Raw genomic sequence first — 24,500 nt, forward strand, 5'->3', positions numbered from 1 at the left:
ATCAGTCCGCCAACTCCAGAATTCGTACCACTAACTGCGAGAAGCTCATTCCCGCCTGACGCGCCGCCATCGGCACCAGACTATGGCTGGTCATCCCCGGAGAAGTATTGGCTTCCAGCAGATAAAACTGACCATCGCTGTCCAGCATGACGTCAATACGCCCCCATCCCGTGCAGCCTAAAGCTTTCCATGCCTGCAGGACGAGAGACTGTAGCGCGGCTTCCTGGGACGCTTCTAAACCGGCAGGGCAGAAATACTGAGTCTCATCAGAGAGATACTTCGCCTCATAATCATAGAAGGTTCCTGCCGGTTGGATACGAATTGACGGTAAAATTTCTTCGCCAACTATCGCCACCGTAAATTCCGGACCGCACAGCCATTTCTCAATCAGTATTTCGTCATCATGCTGAAAAGCCAATGATAACGCACCCTGTAAAGCATTTTCTTCTACTACTTTCGTCATACCGACGCTGGAGCCTTCACGGCTGGGTTTGACGATCAGCGGTAAACCCAGCGCCGAAATTCGCGCTTTTTGTTCTTCGCTAAGGCCTTTTTCAAACTCAGCGCGCGTCAGCGCGACCCACGGCGCAACCGGTAAGCCTGCGCCCTGCCACAGCAATTTACTGCGCAGTTTATCCATGGAAAGCGCCGAGGCCATCACGCCGCTGCCGGTATAAGGCAGGCCGAGCAGTTCAAGCATTCCCTGTAAGGTGCCATCTTCACCGCCACGGCCATGCAACGCAATAAAGACCTTCTGAAAGCCCATTGCTTTAAGCTGCGCGACATCGATCTCTTGCGGATCGACGGGATGCGCATCAATGCCGCCTTCACGTAACCCGGCCAACACTGCCGCGCCGGAATTTAACGAAACGTCCCGCTCCGCAGAGGTTCCGCCCAACAGGACCGCGATTTTATCAGCCATGTTGCTCTTCCTCCTGGATTTGCGGCTTCAGCTTGATTTCAGATAAGTAACGCGCAATTTTGCCAACATTTCCTGCGCCTTGCACTAATATCAAGTCGTTACCCGTCAGCACCGGCGCTAACATTGTCGCAACCTGAGCCGGATCGGAAACCAGAATCGGGTCAATTTTTCCCCGATTACGAATCGTACGACATAAAGAACGGCTATCCGCGCCCGGAATCGGCGCTTCGCCCGCCGGGTAAACGTCCAGCATCAGCAACGCATCAACTTGGGTCAGCACATTGGCGAAATCGTCATACAGATCGCGCGTGCGCGTGTAACGGTGCGGCTGAAACAGCATCACCAGGTTTTTATCCGGCCACCCTGCTCGCGCAGCTTTAATGGTGGCGTCTACTTCAGTCGGATGATGGCCATAATCATCCACCAGCATCGCCGTCCCGGCTTTACCATTCACCGGCTCAAGCGGGAACTCGCCGAGGAAGTCAAAACGACGCCCGGTCCCCTGGAAGCTTTCCAGCGCGCGCAGGATAGCGTCATCGTCAATGCCTTCTTCGGTCGCTACCGCCACTGCCGCGGCGGCATTCAGGGCATTGTGGCGACCCGGCGCATTCAACGTGACATGCAGATTCGGCATTCCCTGGCGCAACAGCGTAAAGTGCCCCTGCGGCCCTATCTGCTGATAATCTTCTACGCGGACGTCAGCATCCTCGCTAAAGCCATACGTCGTGGTCTGACGCCCCACCCGCGGCAGCAACTCGCGGATGACCGGATCGTCGACGCACATTACCGCGCGACCGTAGAACGGCAGGTTATGCAGGAAGTTAATAAACGTCTGCTTTAAATTTTCAAAGTCGCCATGATAGGTATCCATATGGTCGGCTTCGATGTTGGTGACGATCGCGACCATCGGCTGCAAATGCAGGAAGGATGCGTCGCTCTCATCTGCCTCGGCAATCAGGTAACGACTATGGCCCAGACGCGCATGAACGCCTGCGGCTTTCACCAGTCCGCCATTCACGAAAGTCGGGTCCAGCCCCGCTTCGGCATAAATACTGGACACCATCGCGGTCGTTGTGGTTTTTCCGTGCGTCCCGGCAATGGCGATGCCGTGGCGAAAACGCATCAGTTCCGCCAGCATTTCCGCACGGCGAATAACCGGAATACGCGCTTCATGCGCCGCGACAATTTCCGGGTTATCCGCGGAAATTGCGCTGGAAACGACGACCACGCTGGCATCACGCACATTTTCCGGACGATGGTTAAAGAAAATCGTTGCCCCCAGGCTCGTCAACTGCTGGGTCACCGGATTCGGCGCTAAATCGGAACCACTGATCTGATACCCTTCATTGGCCAGAACTTCGGCAATACCGCCCATACCAGCACCACCGATGCCGACAAAGTGAATGTGCCGAACGCGACGCATTTCGGGCACGATGGAACGCAGTTTTGCCAGTTGTTGTGTATTCATTCTTTACGCCATTAACTCCAATACCCGCCATACTTCAAATTGCAGATGCGTTGGCTTGCCTGCAACCCAAATTATTGAGGGTAGAAAAACCCTGCGATGCAAAAGGCACCGCCACAAATTATGTCCGGGCAACCCGGCTGACTTCACTGGCGACGCGCTCGGTAGCATCCGGAATGGATACCGCGCGGGCACGCTCCGCCATGGTTAACAACGCCTCGCGCGACCACCCCGCCAGGGTGTCGGCGACAGCCTCTACAGTAAACTGCGGCTGCTCAAAAATCTTAGCTGCGCCGGCGTTTTCTAACGGCAGCGCATTCCAGTACTGCTGCCTGTCTTTATGCTGAAACGGCACGAATATCGCCGGTAACCCGGCGGCGGCGATCTCGCTCACCGTTAAAGCGCCGGAACGGCACACCACCACATCCGCCCACGCATAGGCGGCGGCCATGTCATCGATAAATTCCGTTACCTTATGCTGCGGTTGTCCCACCCCGGCATACGCCTGCTCTACCGTGTGCTGCGCGCCTTTTCCGCTTTGATGCCAGATTGTAACCGTATCGCCCAGTCTGGCGGCAACCTGCGGCATCGTCTGGTTCAGGACTCGCGCCCCCTGAGAACCGCCGACCACCAACACGCGAATCGGGCCGTCACGACCGGCCAGACGCTCCTGCGGCAACGGCAACGCCAGTACGTCGGTACGCACCGGGTTACCCACCACTTCCGCGTTCGGAAACGCACCGGGAAACGCCTGCATCACCGTGGTCGCGATTTTGGCCAGCCACTGATTGGTTAGCCCGGCGATACCGTTTTGCTCATGCAAAACGACCGGAATACCCAATGACCAGGCGGCAAGACCGCCGGGGCCGGAAACATAACCGCCCATTCCCAGCACGACATCCGGCTTAAATCGCTTCATGATCGCCCGCGCCTGCCGCCAGGCGTTAAAAATCCGCAGCGGCGCCGCCAGAAGCGCTTTTACGCCTTTACCGCGCAGACCGGAGATCCGAATAAAGTCAATGTCGATGCCATGCTTCGGCACTAAATCCGCTTCCATACGATCGGCGGTACCCAGCCAGCGAACCTGCCAGCCCTGGGCCATTAAATGATGCGCAACGGCCAGTCCGGGGAACACGTGCCCGCCGGTACCACCCGCCATCACCATTAACCGCTTCGGTTGACCACTCATCGAGAACCTCGTGTAAACGCCTGCGCTTTTTCCAGACGCGTTTCATAATCAATACGTAATAAAAACATAATGGCCGTCGACATAATCAACAGACTCGACCCGCCATAACTGATCAGCGGCAGCGTAAGGCCTTTGGTCGGCAGCATCCCCGCGGCCGCGCCAACGTTTACCAGCGCCTGGAAACTAAACCAGATACCGATAGAACACGCTAAAAATCCGGAAAAACGGTGGTCAATCTCCAATGCCTTACGGCCAATCGACATCGCGCGAAAAGCGACGAAGAATACCATTAAAAGCGCCAATACCACACCGATATAACCCAGTTCTTCCCCAATAATGGCGAAGATGAAATCGGTGTGCGCCTCCGGCAAATACTCCAGTTTCTGCACCGAATTCCCCAGCCCTTGCCCCCATATCTCACCGCGACCAAAAGCCATCAGCGACTGCGTCAGCTGATAACCGCTGCCGAACGGATCTTCCCAGGGGTTCCAGAACGAGGTAACGCGGCGAATACGATACGGTTCGGCGAGGATTAACAGAATCACCGCCGAGATGCCCATCCCGATAATGGCGATGAACTGCCATAATTTCGCCCCGGCGAGAAACAGCATCGCCAGCGTGGTGACAAACAGTACGACCACCGTCCCGAGGTCAGGTTGCGCCAGCAGTAACACCGCCAGCACCAGAATCACGCCCATTGGTTTTAAAAAGCCGCGCAGGTTATTTCGCACCTCATCAACCTTACGCACCAGATAGTTCGCGAGGTAGCAGAACAGCGACAGCTTGGTAAACTCCGCAGGCTGAATACGCAGCGGCCCCAGCGCAATCCAGCGCGACGCCCCGTTGACCGAGCTCCCGACGACCAGCACGATAAGCAGCATAATGATCGACGCAATCAGCATCGTCGTGCTGTATTTTTGCCAGAAGGTCATGGGCAAACGTAGCGTGACCATCGCCAGACAAAATGCCAGGAAGATATAGAGCGCATCACGTTTGGCAAACAAAAACGGATCGTTCGCCAGGCGCTGCCCGACTGGCATGGAGGCCGACGTCACCATGACAAAACCAATCGCCGCCAGCCCGAAGGTCAGCCATAGCAGCGTGCGGTCATACATGATCAGACTGTCGGCGTCTTTATCGCGCGAAGCCATCACCCAGCCTTTAAGCGCCGCAAACAGCCAGGCCAGGAGGCCAAAGCCTGGTACGCGCGGCATTCTCAGACGGGGGAGAGATAAACGCATCAACCTAACTCCTTCGCCAGACGGGTAAAGACATCGCCCCGTTGCTCAAAATTTTTAAACTGATCGAGGCTAGCGCAAGCGGGCGACAGCAGCACCATATCACCCGGCTGAACGCGCGGCGCCAGCAAACGCATCGCCTCTTCCATCGTCTCAGTCTGTTGGGCGATTTCCGGACGCAGTGCGGCAAGCTGCGCGCCATCGCGCCCAAAGCAATACAGGCGGATACGATCGCCGGTCAGATAGCGCGCCAGCGGAGAAAAGTCTGCCGACTTACCGTCGCCGCCCAGCAGCAGATGCAGCGTACCGTCCACATGCAAACCGTTTAGCGCCGCTTCGGTACTGCCGACGTTGGTCGCTTTCGAGTCGTTGATCCAACGTACGCCGTTATGCTCCAACGCCAGCTGGAAGCGATGCGCCAGACCGGTAAATGTCGTCAACGCCTTCAAACTGCTGGCGCGCGGCAGACCTACGGCATCCGCCAGCGCCAGCGCCGCTAACGCATTGGTATAGTTATGCTGACCGGAAAGCTTCATCTCTTTCACGTTCAGCACCTTCTCGCCTTTGACTCGCAGCCAGGTTTCGCCCTGCTGACGATTAAGGTGATAATCACCCATATTGACGCCAAAGCTGACGCAGCGCTCATCGGCCCCGCGTACCGGCATCGTCAACGCGTCATCGGCATTCACCACGCACACTTTCGCCTTCTCGTAGACGCGCAGTTTCGCCGCCCGGTACTGTTGCAAACCAAACGGATACCGGTCCATATGATCTTCAGTGACGTTGAGCACCGTTGCCGCCGCCGCTTGCAAACTTGAGGTAGTTTCCAGTTGGAAACTGGATAATTCCAGCACGTACAATTCGCGATCGGCATCCAGCAGCATCAGCGCCGGAAGACCGATATTGCCGCCAACGCCGACATTGACGCCCGCCGCTTTCGCCATCTCGCCCACTAAGGTGGTCACGGTGCTTTTGCCGTTCGAGCCGGTGATGGCCACAATCGGCGCCTGCGCTTCGCGGCAAAACAGTTCGATATCGCCGACAATTTCCACTCCAGCGCTGGCGGCAGCGCTAAGAGAGGGATGCGCCAGAGCAATACCAGGGCTGGCGACGATTAAATCCGCCGCTAAGAGCCACTCGTCGTTCAGGCCGCCAACGTGACGCTCAACCTCTTGCGGCAGCTTATCCAGACCCGGCGGCGTCACGCGAGTATCCATCACCCGCGGCGTCACGCCGCGGGCGAGAAAAAAGTCCACGCAAGAGAGTCCGGTTAAGCCCAGACCAATAATGACGACGTTTTTGTCCTGGTAATCAGCCATGATTAACGTACCTTCAGCGTTGCCAGGCCAATCAGCACCAGCATCAGCGAAATAATCCAGAAGCGCACAATCACGCGCGGTTCCGGCCAGCCTTTCAGTTCATAGTGGTGATGGATAGGCGCCATACGGAAAATACGCTGTCCGCGTAGTTTAAAGGAACCCACCTGCAGGATGACCGACAGAGTTTCCACCACAAAGACGCCGCCCATGATCACCAGCAGGAACTCCTGACGCAGCAGCACGGCGATAATGCCCAACGCGCCGCCCAACGCCAGCGATCCGACGTCGCCCATAAAAACCTGCGCCGGATAGGTGTTAAACCACAAGAATCCTAATCCCGCGCCGACAATCGCCGTACAGACAATCACCAGCTCGCCCGCATGGCGTAAATACGGAATATGCAGGTAATTGGCGAAGTTCATGTTCCCGGTCGCCCAGGCCACCAGCGCAAAGCCGGCGGCAACGAAAACAGTCGGCATAATCGCCAGACCATCAAGCCCGTCGGTCAGGTTTACGGCGTTACCCGTACCGACGATGACAAAGTAGGACAGCAGAATGTAAAACAGCCCCAATTGCGGCATAACATCTTTAAAGAACGGCACCACCAGTTGGGTCGCAGGCGTGTCTTTCCCGACGAGATAAAGCGCAAAGGCCACGCCGAGCGCGATAACCGACATCCAGAAATATTTCCAGCGCGCAATCAGCCCTTTGGTATCTTTCCGCACCACTTTGCGGTAGTCATCGACAAAACCGATAATGCCGTAGCCGATCAATACCACCAGCACGCACCAGACGTACGGGTTAGACGGGTAAGCCCATAACAGAACGGAAATCACAATCGACGTCAGGATCATGATGCCGCCCATCGTCGGCGTACCGCGTTTACTGAAGTGCGATTCCGGGCCATCGTTACGTACCACCTGGCCAAAAGAGAGTTTTTGCAGACGAGCGATCATACGCGGGCCCATCCATAAAGAGATGAACAGCGCGGTCAACAGGCTGACGATGGCGCGAAACGTCAGATAAGAAAAGACGTTAAAGCCGGAATAATATTTGACCAAATGCTCGGCCAGCCAAACTAACATGAACCTTTCTCCTGTAACGCATGAACCACATCTTCCATCGCGGCGCTGCGTGATCCTTTCACTAAAATAGTCATCATTGGTTGCTCCTGAAGCAGAGCGTGTAAACGCGCAATGAGCGCGGCTTTATCGGCAAAATGTTCGCCGACGCCGCTGGCGTGGCTGATAGCCTGACTGAGTTTTCCGGTGCTTAACACGCGATCAATACCCGCCGCTTTTGCGGCCTCGCCAACCTGGATGTGGCACGCTTCGCTTTCTGCGCCCAGCTCGGCCATATCGCCTACCACCAGCACACGGTAGCCGGGCATTTCAGAAAGGACCTGCACTGCGGCGGTCATCGAACCGACGTTGGCGTTATAAGCGTCATCCAGTACCAGTTGGTTTTCACTTAGCTGAATCGGGAACAGACGCCCGGGTACGGCTTTTAACGCCGCCAGCCCTGCTTTAATCGCCGTCAGCGTAGCCCCCACCGCCATTGATAAAGCAGCGGCCGCCAGCGCGTTGGCAATATTGTGCCGCCCCGGCAACGGCAGCAGCACATCAATGCTGCCCATCGGCGTTTGCAGGGTAAATTCAGTACCGTGTGACGTCACGTGGATATTCGCAGCGGTAAAGTCGCTGTTTGCCGCATTCGGCGAAAAGCGCCACACCTGACGATCGCCAATAATGCTTTGCCAGTTCAGCCAGTCATTATTATCGGCATTCATAATCGCGATACCGTTCTCAGGCAAACCGGTATAGATTTCGCCTTTCGCTTTCGCCACGCCGGCCAACGAGCCGAAACCTTCCAGATGCGCCGCCGCCAGGTTATTGACCAGCGCCGCTTCCGGGCGCGTCAGGCTAACGGTCCAGGCGATTTCTCCCTGGTGATTAGCGCCTAACTCGATTACCGCATAGTCATAATCATGGTTTAAGCGCAGCAGCGTTATCGGCACGCCGATGTCGTTGTTAAAATTGCCTGCGGTATACAGAGTATTTCCGCACTGGCTAAGAATCGCGGCGGTCATCTCTTTGACCGAGGTTTTGCCGGACGAACCGGTTAACGCCACCACCCGCGCCGGTACCTGCATACGTACCCAGGCGGCCAGTTGGCCAAATGCCTGACGCGTGTCTTTTACAATCACCTGCGGAAGATCGATATCCAGAGGACGACTGACCAGCAGGGCGCCAGCGCCGTTCGCTTTTGCTTTATCGGCAAAATCATGCGCATCAAAGCGTTCCCCTTTCAGCGCCACGAACAGGCATCCCGGCGTCACTTTCCGTGTGTCGGTAATGACCGTATCGAGCGTGAGATCCGCCCCGCGGTGTTCGGCGCCAAGGACATCGGCAATTTTGCTGAGCGTTACGCTAATCATGCGATCACCCCCAGCAAACGCGCTGCGGTCACGCGGTCTGAATAATCAAGACGCTGCGTGCCGACAATCTGGTAATCCTCGTGCCCTTTACCTGCAATCAGCACAACGTCATTGTCTTTTGCCTGCATAATGGCATTGGTTACCGCCTCAGCGCGGCCTTCCATTACCCTGACCTGCCCGGCGTCCAGCATTCCAGCCAGAATATCGTTGATAATGGCGCGCGGCTCCTCGGTACGCGGGTTATCGTCAGTCACCACGACGATATCCGCGAATTCTTCGGCAATGGCCCCCATGAGTGGGCGCTTACCTTTGTCACGATCCCCGCCACAGCCAAAGACGCACCACAATTTTCCGGCGCAGTGCAGGCGCGCCGCCTGCAACGCTTTTTCCAGCGCATCCGGCGTGTGCGCGTAATCCACCACCACCGTCGGTTTGCCTGGCGCAGTGAACACTTCCATACGCCCGCAAACCGGCTGCAAACGCGCGGCGGTTTTCAGCAAATCCGTTAACGGATAGCCCAGCGCCAGCAGCGTCGCCAATGCCAGCAGTAAGTTGCTGACGTTAAACGCGCCCATCAGGCGGCTTTCGATTTCGCCTTCACCCCAACTTGAAGCAAAACGAATCGTCGCTCCGCGGTCGTGGTACTCCACCGCCTCCGCTTTCAGCCAACGACCATGACAGTTAGGGTTGATATGCCCTTCCATTGATACCGCGACCGCATCGGGTAGCGACGCCAGCCAGCGGCGTCCAACTTCATCATCGGCGTTGACGATTGCCTGACCGTGATGGTGGGTTGAATAAAGCATCCATTTTGCCGCCTCGTAATGCGCCATATCACCATGATAGTCGAGATGGTCGCGGCTCAAATTAGTAAACACGGAGGCGGCAAATTTCAGCGCCGCCACGCGATGCTGCACCAGGCCGTGAGAAGAGACTTCCATCGCGCCGAAGGTCGCGCCCTGCGCAACCAGATTGGCCAGCACATGCTGAACATCCACAGCGGAACCGGTTGTGTTCTCCGTCGGGATCACTTTACCCAACAGTCCGTTGCCTACCGTTCCCATCACTGCGCTGGTTTCGCCGAGCAACTGGCTCCACTGCGCCAGTAGTTGGGTGGTGGTAGTCTTGCCATTGGTGCCGGTCACCGCCACCAGACGCATGTTTTCAGATGGCTCATGGTAAAAGCGGCCCGCCAGCGCAGATAAACGCTCATTGAGCTGGCTGAGATAGACAACCGGTACGCCGTGCATTTCGCGAATCTCACCGTCGGTCGCCTCGTCTTTCGCCTCTGCAATAATGGCAGCTACGCCTTGCGCTATCGCCTGCGGGATATATCGACGCCCGTCCGCCTGATGACCCACCACTGCCACAAAGAGATCGCCCGCCGCAGCCACACGGCTGTCGAGCGTCATCTCTCGCAGTTCTCGCGCGGGTAGTCCAGCCACCCACGGAGCAAGAAGGTCGCGCAAATTACGATCTGCCACCTGTTCCCTCGCCTTGATTAATTACGAATTCATTTTTTTCGCCCGTTGCCAGCGCGTCCGGTTCGATGTTCATGGTGCGCAGAACGCCGCCCATGATGGCACCAAATACCGGCGCGGAAACGGCGCCGCCGTAGTATTTACCCGCCTGCGGATCGTTGATGACAACCACCAGCGCGAAGCGCGGCTGACTCGCAGGCGCGACGCCTGCGGTGTAAGCAATGTATTTGTTGATGTAGCGACCGTCCGGCCCCACTTTTTTCGCCGTACCGGTTTTAATCGCGATACGGTAGCCTTTAATTGCCGCCTTCACGCCGCCGCCGCCCGGCAGCGCCACGCTTTCCATCATATGCACCACGGTGCGTACGGTGGATTCAGGGAAGATGCGTTCGCCGGGTACAGGCGGATCAACTTTGGTAATCGACAGCGGGCGATAAATGCCATAGCTGCCGATCGTTGCATAGACTCGCGCTAACTGTAACGGCGTTACCATTAGCCCGTAGCCGAAAGAGAAGGTGGCCCTCTCTATGTCGGACCACCGTTGTTTTTGAGGATATAAGCCACTGCGTTCTCCGACCAACCCCAAATTGGTCGCCTTTCCTAGCCCAAAACGTGAGTAAGTATCTACTAACGCTGAGGACGGCATCGCTAACGCCAGTTTGGATACACCGACGTTACTCGACTTCTGTAGAACCCCGGTCAGGGTTAATTCGCTGTAGCGCGCCACGTCTTTAATTTCGTGGCCGTTAATTCGGTATGGAACGGTATTCAACACCGTATTTTCGTTGACGATACCGCGCTGAAGCGCAGTCATCACCACCATCGGCTTAACCGTAGAACCCGGTTCAAACACGTCGGTGATGGTACGGTTACGCATCGCGTCTTTCGGCGTACCGGCAAGGTTGTTGGGGTTATAGGAAGGGCTATTCGCCATCGCCAGTACTTCACCGGTATTGACATCGACCAGCACCGCGCTACCGGACTCCGCCTTGTTAAACGCCACCGCGTTGTTCAGTTCGCGGTAAACCAGCGCCTGTAAGCGTTCATCAATGCTTAACGCCAGGTTGTGCGCTGCCTGACTGTCAGTGGAGGAGATATCCTCAATCACGCGACCATAGCGGTCTTTACGCACGATTCGCTCGCCAGGCTGACCGGTAAGCCACTTATCAAAGCTCTTTTCAACGCCTTCAATCCCCTGACTGTCGACGTTGGTAAAACCGATGAGGTGAGCGGTTACTTCTCCTGACGGGTAGTAGCGGCGTGATTCTTCACGCAAATGAATCCCCGGCAGTTTGAGTTTTTTGATGTAGTCCGCCATGTCAGGATTTACCTGGCGCGCCAGATAAATAAAACGCCCTTTCGGGTTGGCGTTGATACGGGCGGAGAGCTGATCGAGCGGAATATTGAGCGCAGTAGAAAGCGCTTTCCAGCGATCGCCAACGCTGATGCCGCCGGCGTCATGAACTTCTTTCGGGTCGGCCCAGATCGCCTTAACCGGTACGCTGACCGCCAGTGGACGCCCGGAACGATCGGTAATCATACCGCGTGAGGTGGAGACTTCCTGAACACGCAGCGAACGCATATCGCCCTGACGCACCAGCATATCCGGGGCGATAATCTGTAGCCACGCCGCGCGTCCAAGTAAAAAAACCAGCGCCAGTAAAATACAGCCGCACAGCAACGCAAAACGCCAACTGATGAAGTTGGTCTGTTCTTCCTGGCGTTTCGATTTTTGCGTTTTTGCCGCTGCTTTCATGCGTCGCGTTTATCCTTATTTTTGCACTACGATATTTTCTTGAGACGGATCAACATGCTGCATTTGCAGCTTTTCCGTTGCGATCCGCTCCACCCGGCTGTGATCGCCGAGCGCATTTTCTTCAAGGATCAGGTTGCGCCATTCAATGTCCAATGCATCGCGCTCCAGAACCAGTTGTTCACGCTGCGCGGTGAGTAAACGAGTATGGTGCGCCGTCGTGACCACCGTCACCGCCGTTAAAATGATGCAAATGAACAAGCAGAGTGGCAGCTTCCCGAACCGCAAAAGATCGTCACCGATCACGCCAGGCAAGGCATGGCGCTCGTTGCTTCCTATCGATCCCTTCACTTTGCTTAGGGCTTCTGTCACTCTGCTGATCATGCGTTCGTCCTCTCTGCGATACGCAGAACTGAACTACGGGCCCGAGGATTTTCAGCTACCTCTTTTTCACCCGGCATCAACTTACCTAACGCTCGTAACTCACGACCGCCCAGTTTTTTGAGCTGCGCTTCCGTCATCGGTAATCCCGCCGGCACCTGCGGACCGCGGCTTTGCTCACGCATAAAGCGTTTCACAATACGGTCTTCCAGCGAGTGGAAACTGATGATTGAAAGCCGCCCGCCTGGGGCCAGTACGCTGAGCGAGCTTTTTAGCGCCTGCTCTATCTCCTCCAGTTCACTGTTTACCCAGATGCGCACCGCCTGGAAGGTACGGGTCGCGGGATGTTTGAATTTGTCTTTTACCGGGGTCGCCGCCGCAACCACCTCCGCCAGCTCTTTGGTGCGGGTCATCGGCTGTTCGCGATTGCGCTCAACAATGGCGCGAGCAATACGTTTGGCAAAACGCTCCTCGCCGAATGTTTTCAGCACCCAGGCGATATCCGCCTCCTCCGCCGTTTGTAACCACTCGGCGGCAGACTGGCCGCGCGTTGGGTCCATTCGCATATCCAGCGGACCGTCGCGCATAAATGAAAAACCGCGCTCCGCATCGTCAAGCTGCGGAGAAGAGACGCCAAGATCGAGAAGGATCCCGTCAATCTTGCCGGTAAGCTCGCGCTCGGCGACATAATCAGCCAGCGCGGAAAAAGGTCCATGAATGATGGAGAAGCGAGGATCATTAATGGTCTGCGCAACGGCGATCGCCTGCGGATCGCGATCGATCGCCAGCAAGCGCCCCTCTTCGCCCAGTTGCGAGAGGATCAGGCGCGAGTGGCCGCCGCGACCAAATGTGCCATCAATATAGATACCATCCGGACGAATATTCAGCCCATTAACGGCTTCATCCAACAGTACCGTAGTGTGTTTAAAATTTTCCATCATCTTATAGAGACAAGTCCTGCAGCCGCTCCGATAACGTTTCGGTAGCTGACTGTTCAGCGTCGATATCTTCCTTGACCTGTTGATACCAGGTCGTTTCATCCCACAGCTCAAATTTGTTGAACTGTCCAACCAGCATCACTTCTTTCGTCAGTCCGGCATGTTGCCGCAGAACTGGCGCGATCAGTAATCGACCTGCACCATCCATCTGACATTCGCTGGCATGGCCCAACAGTAAACGCTGTACGCGACGTTCTACCGGGTTCATGCTCGACAGACGAGATAACTTTTGCTCAATAATTTCCCATTCAGGCAGGGGGTAAAGCAGCAGGCATGGGTGATGGATGTCAATGGTACATACCATTTGACCGGTAGCGCTCTCGATCAGTTGCTCCCGATAACGGGTCGGCACGGTCAGGCGCCCTTTACTGTCGAGATTGACTAACGTTGCCCCCCGGAACATGCCAGTCTCACCCCTTCTTACCACTTTATCCCACAAATTCCCACTCGAAGGAGTTTACGGAGCGGAGGAAAAGCTTGTCAAGCAAGTCACAACGCTTACCGAAGTAAAAAAGCCAATGTTTACGGCGAATATCTGCGTTGATTAATTTCCGCCCAGCGCGCAAGCCAAATTAACGTTATGAATATTTGTAAGAAAAAAACCAAAGACCCACCGCCGTTTAAAACGGACTCAATATAATCCGAGAAAAATATAAAGTGTCAGTTTGCGACGCGAGCGGCATTTTAGGACATATTGCACCGTGTTAACAGTGCCTGTTTAACGTGTGCAGCGCCTGCTATACCAGCGCCTACGAGCGACTGTCGCGCCAAAGACAAAAAGTGGCTGTTAATTCGACGATTTCTTGCCTGCTTGTAACAAAACAAGACAAAGGAAAAGACTCGTTACGTCTTAATTAGTGGAATATGGACGATTTCGGACAAAAGAAAGGTAATAAAAAAGAATTTTCGGATAATTTTAAGGAATAATCTTAATTATTTAAGGGATATTTTTACTGATACGCATTTGTTTGACGGCGGCAGAAGAGAGAGTCTTTTACCGCCGGTCCTTTAGCTACGGCTCAGAATGCCGCGACGATACAGGTTTCGCCGAATACGCGTTAAGCCGGGTTTCGGTTTACGCGGTTCATCAAGACTTGCCAGCACAATCTCCAGCACGCGTTCCGCGACATCACGATGACGCTGCGCCACCGCCAGCACCGGGCATTGCAGAAAATCCAGCAGCTCATGATCGCCGAAGGTCGCAATCGCCAAATCCGAGGGCAGTTTTCCATCGCGCCGCAGCGTTACGTCCATCACGCCCTGTAATAGCGCGAACGATGTCGTAAAGAGCGCCTGCGGCATAGGATGCGTTTCCAGCCATTTCTCAAACAACTGCGCGGCGGCTTCGCGCTCATAGCTGTTGGCATATAAGAAATTCACCTCCCGCGGATCGTCTTTCCATGCGGTGCGGAACCCCTGCTCGCGCAGGAAACTGACGGACAACTCCGGCAGCGCGCCCAAATAAAGCACCGTTTCCGCCGGGAATTTACGCAGCTCTTCCGCCAACATCTCGGCATCATCCTGATCGGCGCCGACCACGCTGGTGAAATGTTCGCGATCCAGCGCGCGGTCGAGCGCGACGATGGGGAACGGATCGTTGGCCCAGCGCTGATAGAAGGGATGCTCCGGCGGTAACGAAGTTGAAACAATGATTGCATCCACCTGGCGTTGCAAAAGGTGCTCAATGCAGCGCATTTCGTTATCCGGCTGATCTTCAGAACAGGCGATCAGCAGTTGGTAGCCACGCTGGCGTGCCTGGCGCTCAAGATAGTTTGCGATACGGGTGTAGCTCGTGTTTTCAAGGTCCGGGATCACCAGACCAATGGAACGTGTGCGTCCAGCACGCAGCCCGGCAGCCACAGCGTTAGGATGGTAATTGTGCTCACGCACTACCGCCATGACTTTTTCTACGGTTTTGTCGCTCACGCGGTATTGCTTTGCTTTACCGTTTATAACGTAGCTTGCAGTTGTGCGCGAGACACCGGCCAGCCGAGCGATTTCATCCAGTTTCACAATTGCCCCTTGTGTAAATTGTACAAACCATAACCTTTATGTCGGCATGGGTTAAAATCGTTAACATCTAAGCGCAGTTTGATCACTCCGGCAACCGCTTTTATTCCGGGTTACCACGGATTTCGCAAAAAAAAGCCCAACCGGTGATATTGGGTTGGGCGATAATTCCTGTTGGCTGATATCCGGCAAACCTGCCTGATGGCGCTACGCTTATCGGACCTGGGCCAGATATCAGCCTGTAGACCGGATAAAACGCAACCGCGTCGTCATCCGGCGAATCTGCTCAGCGCATAATCTTATCGCCGCGCGAAAGCCCGACGACGCCTGAACGCGCCACTTCAACAATTTTCGCCACGTCGCGCAGCGAGGCCAGAAAAGCATCCAGTTTATCGCTGGTGCCCGCCAGTTGAACGGTATACAGCGTTGGCGTGACATCAATAATCTGACCACGGAAAATTTCCGTATTACGCTTCACCTCTTCCCGTCCGTAGCCGCTGGCCTGGATTTTCACCAGCATGATTTCCCGCTCAACGTGCGCTCCCTGTCCCAGCTCGCTGACGCGCAGCACATCAACCAGCTTGTGCAGTTGCTTTTCAATTTGCTCAAGCACTTTTTCATCGCCTACCGTCTGGATAGTCATGCGCGACAACGTCGGATCGTCTGTCGGCGCGACGGTCAGGCTTTCAATATTATATCCGCGTTGCGAAAAGAGGCCGATAACCCGCGATAACGCCCCAGATTCGTTTTCCAGTAATACCGATAAAATCCGGCGCATCATCAGGTCCTCTCCGTTTTGCTTAACCACATTTCGTCCATCCCGCCCCCGCGAATCTGCATCGGATAGACATGCTCGCTGCCATCAACGGTGACATCGACGAACACCAGTCGGTTATTACGCACATGCTCAAGGGCTTCGCTGAGTTTACTTTCCAGCTCATCCGGACGGTTAATCTGCAGCCCGACATGGCCATAGGCTTCCGCCAGGCGCACAAAATCCGGTAACGACTGCATATAAGACTGAGAATGGCGACCGGAATAGATCATATCCTGCCACTGTTTCACCATCCCCAGATAACGGTTGTTCAGGTTCAAAACCAGTACCGGCAGTTCATACTGTAAGGCTGTCGACAGCTCCTGAATGTTCATCTGTATACTGCCATCGCCGGTCACGCAGACCACCATTTCTTTCGGCAGGGCCATTTTAACGCCCAGCGCAGCCGGTAGGCCAAAACCCATCGTGCCGAGCCCGCCGGAATTAATCCAGCGACGTGGTTTATCGAACGGGTAATAGAGAGCAGCAAACATCTGGTGTTGTCCTACATCGGACGTCACGTACGCGTCACCCTTCGTCAGACGCCAGAGGGTTTCAATCACCGCCTGGGGTTTAATGCTTTCGCTTTCCGCGTCATATTTCAGGCACTGACGGGCGCGCCAGCTCTCTATCTGCTGCCACCAGTCGCGAATATCATCCTGCGGCTGAGACGGCGCATCCTGCGCCAGTAGCTCCAGCATTTGTTCCAGTACCAGGCGGGCATCGCCCACCACCGGGATATCAGCGTTAACCGTTTTGGATATGGACGTCGGGTCAATGTCGATGTGTAATACCGTCGCGTTCGGACAATATTTAGCGAGATTATTCGTCGTGCGGTCGTCAAATCGTACGCCAACAGCGAAAATCACGTCGGCGTTATGCATGGTCATATTGGCTTCATAAGTGCCATGCATTCCCAGCATTCCTAACGACTGGCGATGAGTAGCAGGAAACGCGCCCAGTCCCATTAATGAAGAGACCACCGGCAGGTTAAAGGTTTCAATGATGTGGCGCAGCGGCGCATAGCAGGCCGCGCTTATCGCCCCTCCCCCAACGTAGACCACCGGCTTTTTTGCCGACGCCAGCGTTTGCAAGGCACGCTTAATTTGTCCTTTATGTCCTGATGTTGTGGGATTGTAAGAGCGCATACTGACCGTCTCCGGCCAGGCATACGGCATTTTTTTCGCCGGATTCAAAATGTCTTTCGGCAAATCCACGACCACCGGCCCAGGACGTCCGCTTGCCGCCAGCCAGAAGGCCTTTTTAAGCACCTGGGGAATATCTTCCGTCTGTTTGACCAGGAAGCTATGTTTGACCACCGGTCGGGAAATCCCCACCATGTCGCACTCCTGAAAGGCATCATAGCCAATCAATGAGGTGGCGACCTGGCCGGAAAGAATCACCAGCGGAATGGAATCCATATAGGCCGTAGCAATCCCGGTAATCGCATTGGTCGCTCCCGGTCCGGAAGTCACCAGCACCACGCCAACGTCGCCAGTGGCTCGCGCCAGGCCATCCGCCATATGCACCGCGGCCTGCTCATGACGCACCAGCACATGATCGATCCCTCCAACGGTATGTAGCGCATCATAAATATCAAGCACTGCGCCTCCAGGATAGCCGAACACCTGCTTTACGCCTTGATCGATAAGCGATCGGACGACCATCTCGGCTCCAGACAACATCTCCACGGCTTGCCTCCACTTTATACCTGTCATCACGGTTTGACGGACACCTTAACCGCTCGCTATCACGCCTGGCAATTGGGTGGAATGACGTAAAGATGGGGAAGGTTAGAATAATCAGGAGGCAAGAAGAGAAGAAATGGAGAAATACTCCGTCTGAATCACACCAGGTAATAAATAATCGCTTATAAATGCAGACTTACAGCAATTCATCTATTTTTCACAGCGACGAAAAGAATCGCTCACCGTTAATTCAGCATAAAATTTTTGATATACGCTAAAAAGCAGAATAAACCAGAATTTGTTTCTGATTTATTCTGCCCGGTTTTATCGCTTACAAACAGAAACTAATAAATCTTCCATCCATTGATGCCCTTTATCACGCCCAGCCGCTTCATGCCAGGAAAGGTAGCATGTCCGGCTATTCAGTTTTAAAGGCAACGGCAATATTTGCAGATCCAGCGACTCCGCAAACTCTTCCGCCAGCCAGCGCGGGGCAATAGCGACCAAATGCGTCTGCGAAACCACGTTCAGAACGCTGATAAGCGCCATGCCCTGATAAGCCACGCTCGACTGTTTATCCGGCGTGTCATACCACGGCTGACTAAATGACGCATAACGATCGAGAGAAACAACCGCATGTTGTTCATTATAAACATCGCCTTCCAGTAGCGGGCCGCTAATACGCGGGTGTTTTCGGCTGGCGACTAAAACCATTTCATCTTTAAATAGCGGTACGCTGGTAAACTCAGGACGACGGAATTCTTCATAACTAATAACGAACTCGGTTTCCTGATAGCGTAGCTGATGCTCAGTATTCTGATTCAACGACGCTTTAAAAACGACATGAATATTTGGCGCAATTTTTTCTACACGATTATAAATCTGTGACGTCAGGATATTATCCAGCGGACTGCACACGCAAAGATTGAATACACGTTCGCTGCTGGTCGGCTCAAACCCCGATCCCGGCAATTCATTTTGCACCAATTGCAACGCCTGACGGACTGAACCAAATAACTGAAATGCACGGGCAGTCGGCTGAATTCCTCGTCCATATCGAACAAAAAGTTCGTCATTAAACATAACCTTCAGACGCGCTACGGCGTTACTGACCGCAGGCTGCGACATTCCCAGCGTGTGGGCGGCGCGCGTAATATTCTGCTCTTGCATTACCGCATCGAACACGGTCAATAGGTTCAAATCAACCATGCGAAGCTGTGGTTTGCCCATATCTAAAAGATGCGGCTTTTCGGTTTTGACCTCTGGCATATTTAACTCCACTGTCACGCTTAACTCCCTTTTTCTGGCTGAAGGCAGAAATAATTCCTGAAAATATGATTTACCATGCATATAAAATAAGAAAAAGGGAAAGCGTTAAAATTCGGAAAACATAAAGACGCTGACAGAGACAAATAGAATGCCAGCGCAAGCGTAATGTGTCCTGAGTCACACCATTGCGATTCATAATGTTTAAATTACGCAAGCAATATAACCATAACTATGGCGAATACACAATCATACACCAAGTGAATGATCATTTAAGTTTCAATTAAATGTTTATATTATTAATAGCTAAAAAGTTAACATTAATTTATCAATAACTTTATCCTTATCCATTAAGCAAACAAGGTTATTTGTTAAAATATAAAACAAATCAAAAAGATAAACCAAACCTTTAGCATACCTTTAACAGGCCATTCCCCTAACCAATTTGCAAACAAAAATGCCTAAATATTTCAAACAATGAAAAGTATGAATGTCCACTCGTTCTTTTATCCTTTATTGGACGCGCAGCCCAGCACAATTAGCTAAAGTACGTATCCGGATATCGTCAACAAAATGCAATGGCGACAGAAATCAGAGTTGACATTAAACGGCATATCCAGTACCACTAAAAGCATATCGCATTCGCTGGAGCTGAATTAATGTCACATATCGTTCGTTTCACTGGGCTACTACTACTCAACGCATTTATTGTGCGCGGTAGACCGGTGGGCGGCATTCAACATTAAGTCAGCTCGAAGTCAAACAAAACCCGCGCCGTTGCGCGGGTTTTTTTATGCCTGACGCAAGGCGCCCCTGGAGACAAGGACCACATCATGAGCCAGCAAGTCATTATTTTTGATACGACCTTACGCGACGGCGAACAAGCGTTACAGGCCAGCCTGAGCGCGAAAGAGAAGCTGCAGATTGCCCTGGCCCTTGAGCGCATGGGTGTTGATGTCATGGAAGTAGGCTTCCCGGTCTCTTCTCCGGGTGATTTTGAATCTGTCCAAACCATCGCCCGCACCATCAAAAACAGTCGCGTTTGCGCCCTGGCGCGTTGTGTAGAAAAAGACATCGACGTCGCGGCACAGGCGCTGAAGGTCGCCGACGCGTTTCGCATCCATACTTTTATCGCCACCTCGCCAATGCACATCGCCACCAAGCTGCGCAGCACGCTGGATGAGGTTATCGAACGCGCGGTATACATGGTTAAGCGGGCGCGTAATTACACTGATGACGTAGAGTTCTCCTGCGAAGATGCTGGCCGGACGCCTGTTGACGATCTGGCGCGCGTGGTGGAAGCCGCTATAAACGCCGGCGCGAGAACCATTAATATTCCCGATACCGTGGGCTATACCATGCCGTTTGAGTTTGCGGGAATCATTTCCGGCCTGTATGAACGTGTCCCCAATATCGACAAAGCTATCATCTCCGTTCATACCCACGACGATTTAGGGATAGCAGTAGGCAACTCGCTGGCGGCAGTACATGCGGGCGCGCGTCAGGTTGAAGGCGCGATGAACGGTATCGGAGAACGTGCCGGTAACTGCGCGCTGGAAGAAGTGATCATGGCGATTAAAGTGCGCAAAGACATCATGAACGTACACACCAACATCAATCACCACGAAATCTGGCGCACCAGCCAGACCGTCAGCCAGATCTGTAACATGCCGATCCCGGCCAACAAAGCGATTGTCGGCAGCGGCGCTTTCGCCCACTCTTCCGGCATCCACCAGGATGGCGTCCTCAAGAACCGCGAAAACTATGAAATCATGACGCCAGAGTCCATCGGTCTGAACCAGATACAGCTGAACCTGACCTCCCGCTCTGGCCGTGCCGCCGTGAAACATCGCATGGAAGAGATGGGTTACAAGGACACAGACTACAACATGGACCACCTGTACGACGCGTTCCTGAAGCTGGCGGACAAAAAAGGCCAGGTGTTCGACTATGACCTGGAAGCGCTGGCGTTTATTAATAAACAGCAAGAAGAACCAGAGCATTTCCGTCTGGATTACTTCAGCGTGCAGTCCGGCTCCAGCGATATCGCCACCGCTTCCGTGAAGCTGGCCTGTGGTGAAGAGATCAAGGCCGAGGCGGCGAACGGCAACGGCCCGGTCGACGCCATCTATCAGGCGATTAACCGCATCACTGGCTACGACGTTGAGTTGGTTAAATACGACCTGAATGCCAAAGGCCAGGGCAAAGATGCGCTGGGTCAGGTCGATATCGTCGTGAACCATCATGGTCGCCGCTTCCACGGCGTCGGGCTGGCGACGGATATCGTCGAATCCTCCGCCAAAGCGATGGTGCACGTACTGAACAATATCTGGCGCGCCGCCGAAGTTGAAAAAGAATTGCAACGCAAAGCTCAAAATAAAGAGAACAACAAGGAAACCGTGTAATGTCGAAGAACTATCATATTGCCGTACTGCCGGGCGACGGTATCGGCCCGGAAGTCATGGCGCAAGCCCTGAAAGTTATGGATGCGGTACGCAGCCGTTTTGATATGCGTATCACCACCAGCCGCTATGACGTCGGCGGTATTGCTATCGACAATCATGGTCATCCACTGCCGAAAGCCACCGTTGAAGGGTGTGAACAGGCGGATGCCGTTCTGTTTGGCTCCGTCGGCGGCCCGAAATGGGAAAATTTGCCCCCGGAAAGCCAGCCAGAGCGCGGCGCCCTGCTGCCGCTGCGCAAACATTTCAAATTATTCAGTAACCTGCGTCCGGCGAAACTGTATCAGGGACTGGAAGCATTTTGCCCGTTGCGCGCCGATATCGCCGCTAACGGTTTCGATATCCTGTGCGTGCGCGAGCTGACCGGCGGGATCTATTTCGGACAGCCAAAAGGCCGCGAAGGCAGCGGTCAGTACGAAAAAGCCTTTGATACCGAAGTTTATCACCGCTTTGAGATCGAGCGCATTGCCCGTATCGCCTTTGAATCGGCGCGTAAACGCCGCCGTAAAGTCACCTCTATTGATAAAGCCAACGTACTGCAAAGCTCTATCCTGTGGCGTGAAATCGTCAATGATGTCGCGAAAACGTATCCCGATGTGGAACTCGCGCACATGTATATCGATAACGCCACCATGCAGTTGATTAAAGACCCGTCGCAGTTTGACGTCCTGCTGTGCTCTAACCTGTTCGGCGACATTCTGTCCGACGAATGCGCCATGATCACCGGCTCAATGGGGATGTTGCCCTCCGCCAGCCTGAACGAGCAAGGGTTTGGCCTGTATGAACCGGCTGGCGGCTCCGCGCCGGATATCGCCGGGAAAAATATCGCCAACCCAATTGCGCAGATCCTGTCGCTGGCGCTGCTGCTGCGCTACAGCCTGAATGCCGATGAGGCGGCAACGGCCATTGAACAGGCGATCAATCGCGCATTAGAAGAGGGCGTTCGCACCGGCGATTTAGCCAGGGGCGCTGCCGCAGTCAGTACCGATGAGATGGGCGATATTATCGCCCGCTATGTCGCAGAAGGGGTGTAATCATGGCCAAAACGTTATACGAAAAATTATTTGATGCCCACGTGGTCTTTGAGGCGCCAAACGAAACGCCGCTGCTGTACATCGACCGCCACCTGGTGCATGAAGTCACCTCTCCGCAGGCGTTTGACGGTCTGCGCGCGCACCATCGTCCGGTACGTCAGCCAGGGAAAACCTTCGCCACGATGGATCACAACGTCTCGACGCAGACTAAAGACATTAATGCTTCCGGTGAAATGGCGCGTATCCAGATGCAGGAGCTGATTAAGAACTGTAACGAGTTCGGCGTCGAGCTGTATGACCTGAATCACCCATATCAGGGCATCGTCCATGTGATGGGGCCGGAACAGGGCGTCACCCTGCCGGGCATGACCATCGTCTGCGGCGACTCCCACACCGCTACCCACGGCGCGTTTGGCGCGCTGGCCTTCGGCATCGGCACTTCTGAGGTAGAACATGTACTGGCGACGCAAACCCTGAAACAGGGGCGCGCTAAAACCATGAAGATTGAAGTCACGGGCAACGCCGCGCCGGGCATTACCGCCAAAGACATTGTGCTGGCGATCATCGGTAAAACCGGTAGCGCCGGCGGCACCGGACACGTGGTTGAATTTTGCGGCGACGCGATCCGCGCGCTGAGTATGGAAGGCCGCATGACGCTGTGCAATATGGCGATTGAGATGGGCGCCAAAGCCGGTCTGGTCGCCCCGGATGAAACCACTTTCAACTACGTAAAAGGGCGTTTGCACGCGCCGAAGGGCCGCGATTTTGACGAAGCCGTCGAGTACTGGAAAACGCTGAAAACCGATGACGGCGCGACTTTTGATACTGTCGTCACCCTGCGAGCAGAAGAGATCGCGCCGCAGGTGACCTGGGGCACGAATCCGGGCCAGGTGATTTCCGTCACCGACATCATCCCCGATCCCGCCTCCTTTAGCGATCCGGTTGAGCGCGCCAGCGCCGAAAAAGCGCTGGCTTATATGGGCTTACAGCCGGGCGTACCGTTAACGGACGTTGCTATCGATAAAGTCTTTATCGGCTCTTGTACCAATTCGCGCATTGAAGATTTGCGCGCGGCGGCGGAAGTCGCCAAAGGGCGCAAAGTTGCGCCGGGCGTGCAGGCGCTGGTGGTGCCGGGTTCAGGTCCGGTGAAAGCGCAGGCGGAAGCGGAGGGTCTGGACAAGATCTTTATCGAAGCAGGATTTGAATGGCGCTTACCGGGCTGTTCCATGTGCCTGGCCATGAATAATGACCGCCTGAATCCGGGCGAGCGCTGCGCCTCCACCAGCAACCGTAACTTTGAAGGTCGTCAGGGCCGCGGGGGTCGCACGCATTTAGTCAGCCCGGCGATGGCCGCCGCTGCCGCCGTTACCGGCCACTTCGCCGATATTCGCAGCATCAAATAAGGAAACTACCATGGCAGAGAAATTTACCCAGCATACCGGCCTGGTTGTCCCACTGGATGCCGCCAACGTCGATACCGATGCAATTATCCCTAAACAGTTTTTGCAGAAGGTTACGCGCACCGGTTTTGGCGCCCATCTGTTTAACGACTGGCGCTTCCTGGACGAAAAGGGCCAACAGCCAAATCCGGAATTCGTGTTGAACTTTCCGGAATATCAAGGCGCGTCGATACTGTTGGCGCGGGAAAACTTTGGCTGCGGCTCTTCACGCGAACACGCGCCGTGGGCGTTGACCGATTACGGCTTTAAAGTGGTGATCGCGCCAAGCTTCGCCGACATTTTCTACGGCAACAGTTTCAATAACCAACTGCTGCCGGTGAAGTTAAGCGACGAACAGGTCGATGAGCTGTTTACGCTGGTGAAAGCCAATCCGGGCATTAAATTTGAAGTGGATCTGGAGGCACAGGTGGTGAAAGCAGGCGATAAGACCTACAGCTTTAAAATCGACGACTTCCGCCGCCACTGCATGTTGAACGGTCTGGACAGCATCGGGCTGACGCTGCAGCACGAAGACGCGATTGCCGAGTACGAAGACAAGCAGCCTGAGTTTATGCGTTGATACCAAAACGACCAGCAATAAGCG

21 protein-coding genes are annotated in these 24,500 nt (G+C 54.5%); 5 read left to right on the forward strand and 16 right to left on the reverse strand.

Annotated features, from left to right (window positions below; genetic code table 11):
• Position 1: 1 nt before the first annotated feature.
• The 16 genes from HV477_RS10010 to leuO all read right to left on the reverse strand — a co-directional run bounded on the left by HV477_RS10010 (position 2) and on the right by leuO (position 18,964).
• Positions 2–922, reverse strand: coding sequence for a D-alanine--D-alanine ligase (locus HV477_RS10010; protein ID WP_000763891.1), 921 nt, complete (start codon positions 920–922; stop codon positions 2–4).
• Positions 915–2,390: a UDP-N-acetylmuramate--L-alanine ligase gene (gene murC, locus HV477_RS10015; protein ID WP_001096076.1), complete on the reverse strand. Its 1,476-nt coding sequence runs from the start codon at positions 2,388–2,390 to the stop codon at positions 915–917. Before murC ends, HV477_RS10010 begins: the two co-directional genes overlap by 8 nt.
• A 118-nt stretch (positions 2,391–2,508) precedes the next feature.
• Positions 2,509–3,576: an undecaprenyldiphospho-muramoylpentapeptide beta-N-acetylglucosaminyltransferase gene (gene murG / locus HV477_RS10020; protein WP_000016611.1), complete on the reverse strand. Its 1,068-nt coding sequence runs from the start codon at positions 3,574–3,576 to the stop codon at positions 2,509–2,511.
• Complete coding sequence (gene ftsW, locus HV477_RS10025; protein WP_001239803.1) at positions 3,573–4,817, reverse strand: cell division protein FtsW; 1,245 nt, start codon at positions 4,815–4,817, stop codon at positions 3,573–3,575. Before ftsW ends, murG begins: the two co-directional genes overlap by 4 nt.
• Positions 4,817–6,133 carry a UDP-N-acetylmuramoyl-L-alanine--D-glutamate ligase gene (gene murD, locus HV477_RS10030; RefSeq protein ID WP_000796443.1) on the reverse strand — a complete coding sequence of 439 codons (1,317 nt, stop codon included), beginning with the start codon at positions 6,131–6,133 and terminating at the stop codon, positions 4,817–4,819. The genes ftsW and murD overlap by 1 nt, the downstream gene beginning before the upstream one ends.
• A gap of 2 nt (positions 6,134–6,135) precedes the next feature.
• The gene (gene mraY, locus HV477_RS10035; protein WP_000964141.1) at positions 6,136–7,218 is read right to left on the reverse strand and encodes a phospho-N-acetylmuramoyl-pentapeptide-transferase; all 1,083 of its coding nucleotides are present in this window, start codon (positions 7,216–7,218) and stop codon (positions 6,136–6,138) included.
• Entirely contained in the window at positions 7,212–8,570 is a 1,359-nt protein-coding gene (murF, locus tag HV477_RS10040) for a UDP-N-acetylmuramoyl-tripeptide--D-alanyl-D-alanine ligase (RefSeq protein ID WP_000626636.1), read from the reverse strand. The genes mraY and murF overlap by 7 nt, the downstream gene beginning before the upstream one ends.
• Complete coding sequence (murE, locus tag HV477_RS10045; protein WP_024146780.1) at positions 8,567–10,054, reverse strand: UDP-N-acetylmuramoyl-L-alanyl-D-glutamate--2,6-diaminopimelate ligase; 1,488 nt, start codon at positions 10,052–10,054, stop codon at positions 8,567–8,569. Before murE ends, murF begins: the two co-directional genes overlap by 4 nt.
• Positions 10,041–11,807, reverse strand: a complete 1,767-nt coding sequence (gene ftsI, locus HV477_RS10050) for a peptidoglycan glycosyltransferase FtsI (RefSeq protein WP_000642235.1) — start codon at positions 11,805–11,807, stop codon at positions 10,041–10,043. Before ftsI ends, murE begins: the two co-directional genes overlap by 14 nt.
• Before the next feature lie 15 nt (positions 11,808–11,822).
• Positions 11,823–12,188, reverse strand: a complete 366-nt coding sequence (gene ftsL, locus HV477_RS10055; protein WP_000625651.1) for a cell division protein FtsL — start codon at positions 12,186–12,188, stop codon at positions 11,823–11,825.
• Positions 12,185–13,126, reverse strand: a complete 942-nt coding sequence (rsmH, locus tag HV477_RS10060; RefSeq protein WP_000970444.1) for a 16S rRNA (cytosine(1402)-N(4))-methyltransferase RsmH — start codon at positions 13,124–13,126, stop codon at positions 12,185–12,187. The genes ftsL and rsmH overlap by 4 nt, the downstream gene beginning before the upstream one ends.
• A gap of 1 nt (position 13,127) precedes the next feature.
• A complete protein-coding gene (mraZ, locus tag HV477_RS10065) occupies positions 13,128–13,586 on the reverse strand; it encodes a division/cell wall cluster transcriptional repressor MraZ (protein ID WP_000488294.1) in 459 nt (152 codons plus the stop codon).
• A gap of 605 nt (positions 13,587–14,191) precedes the next feature.
• Positions 14,192–15,196 carry a catabolite repressor/activator gene (gene cra, locus HV477_RS10070; protein ID WP_000762406.1) on the reverse strand — a complete coding sequence of 335 codons (1,005 nt, stop codon included), beginning with the start codon at positions 15,194–15,196 and terminating at the stop codon, positions 14,192–14,194.
• 283 nt (positions 15,197–15,479) lie between these two features.
• Entirely contained in the window at positions 15,480–15,971 is a 492-nt protein-coding gene (ilvN, locus tag HV477_RS10075) for an acetolactate synthase small subunit (protein ID WP_001563086.1), read from the reverse strand.
• 2 nt (positions 15,972–15,973) lie between these two features.
• Positions 15,974–17,698, reverse strand: a complete 1,725-nt coding sequence (gene ilvI / locus HV477_RS10080) for an acetolactate synthase 3 large subunit (protein ID WP_001748923.1) — start codon at positions 17,696–17,698, stop codon at positions 15,974–15,976.
• Positions 17,699–18,019: 321 nt separating this feature from the next.
• Positions 18,020–18,964, reverse strand: a complete 945-nt coding sequence (gene leuO, locus HV477_RS10085) for a transcriptional regulator LeuO (RefSeq protein WP_001115420.1) — start codon at positions 18,962–18,964, stop codon at positions 18,020–18,022.
• Positions 18,965–19,620: 656 nt separating this feature from the next.
• Here leuO and leuL point away from each other — a divergent pair.
• The 5 genes from leuL to leuD all read left to right on the forward strand — a co-directional run bounded on the left by leuL (position 19,621) and on the right by leuD (position 24,476).
• Entirely contained in the window at positions 19,621–19,707 is an 87-nt protein-coding gene (leuL, locus tag HV477_RS10090; protein ID WP_001575587.1) for a leu operon leader peptide, read from the forward strand.
• Between the two features lie 87 nt (positions 19,708–19,794).
• Positions 19,795–21,366, forward strand: coding sequence for a 2-isopropylmalate synthase (gene leuA / locus HV477_RS10095; protein WP_000082819.1), 1,572 nt, complete (start codon positions 19,795–19,797; stop codon positions 21,364–21,366).
• Positions 21,366–22,457 carry a 3-isopropylmalate dehydrogenase gene (leuB, locus tag HV477_RS10100; protein WP_079898682.1) on the forward strand — a complete coding sequence of 364 codons (1,092 nt, stop codon included), beginning with the start codon at positions 21,366–21,368 and terminating at the stop codon, positions 22,455–22,457. The genes leuA and leuB overlap by 1 nt, the downstream gene beginning before the upstream one ends.
• 2 nt (positions 22,458–22,459) lie before the next feature.
• A complete protein-coding gene (leuC, locus tag HV477_RS10105) occupies positions 22,460–23,860 on the forward strand; it encodes a 3-isopropylmalate dehydratase large subunit (RefSeq protein WP_001140632.1) in 1,401 nt (466 codons plus the stop codon).
• 10 nt (positions 23,861–23,870) lie between these two features.
• The gene (leuD, locus tag HV477_RS10110) at positions 23,871–24,476 is read left to right on the forward strand and encodes a 3-isopropylmalate dehydratase small subunit (protein WP_058215663.1); all 606 of its coding nucleotides are present in this window, start codon (positions 23,871–23,873) and stop codon (positions 24,474–24,476) included.
• Positions 24,477–24,500: the final 24 nt, after the last annotated feature.

The sequence above is a fragment of the Salmonella sp. SG203 genome, from assembly GCF_013350575.1.
Lineage (GTDB): Bacteria > Pseudomonadota > Gammaproteobacteria > Enterobacterales > Enterobacteriaceae > Salmonella > Salmonella enterica.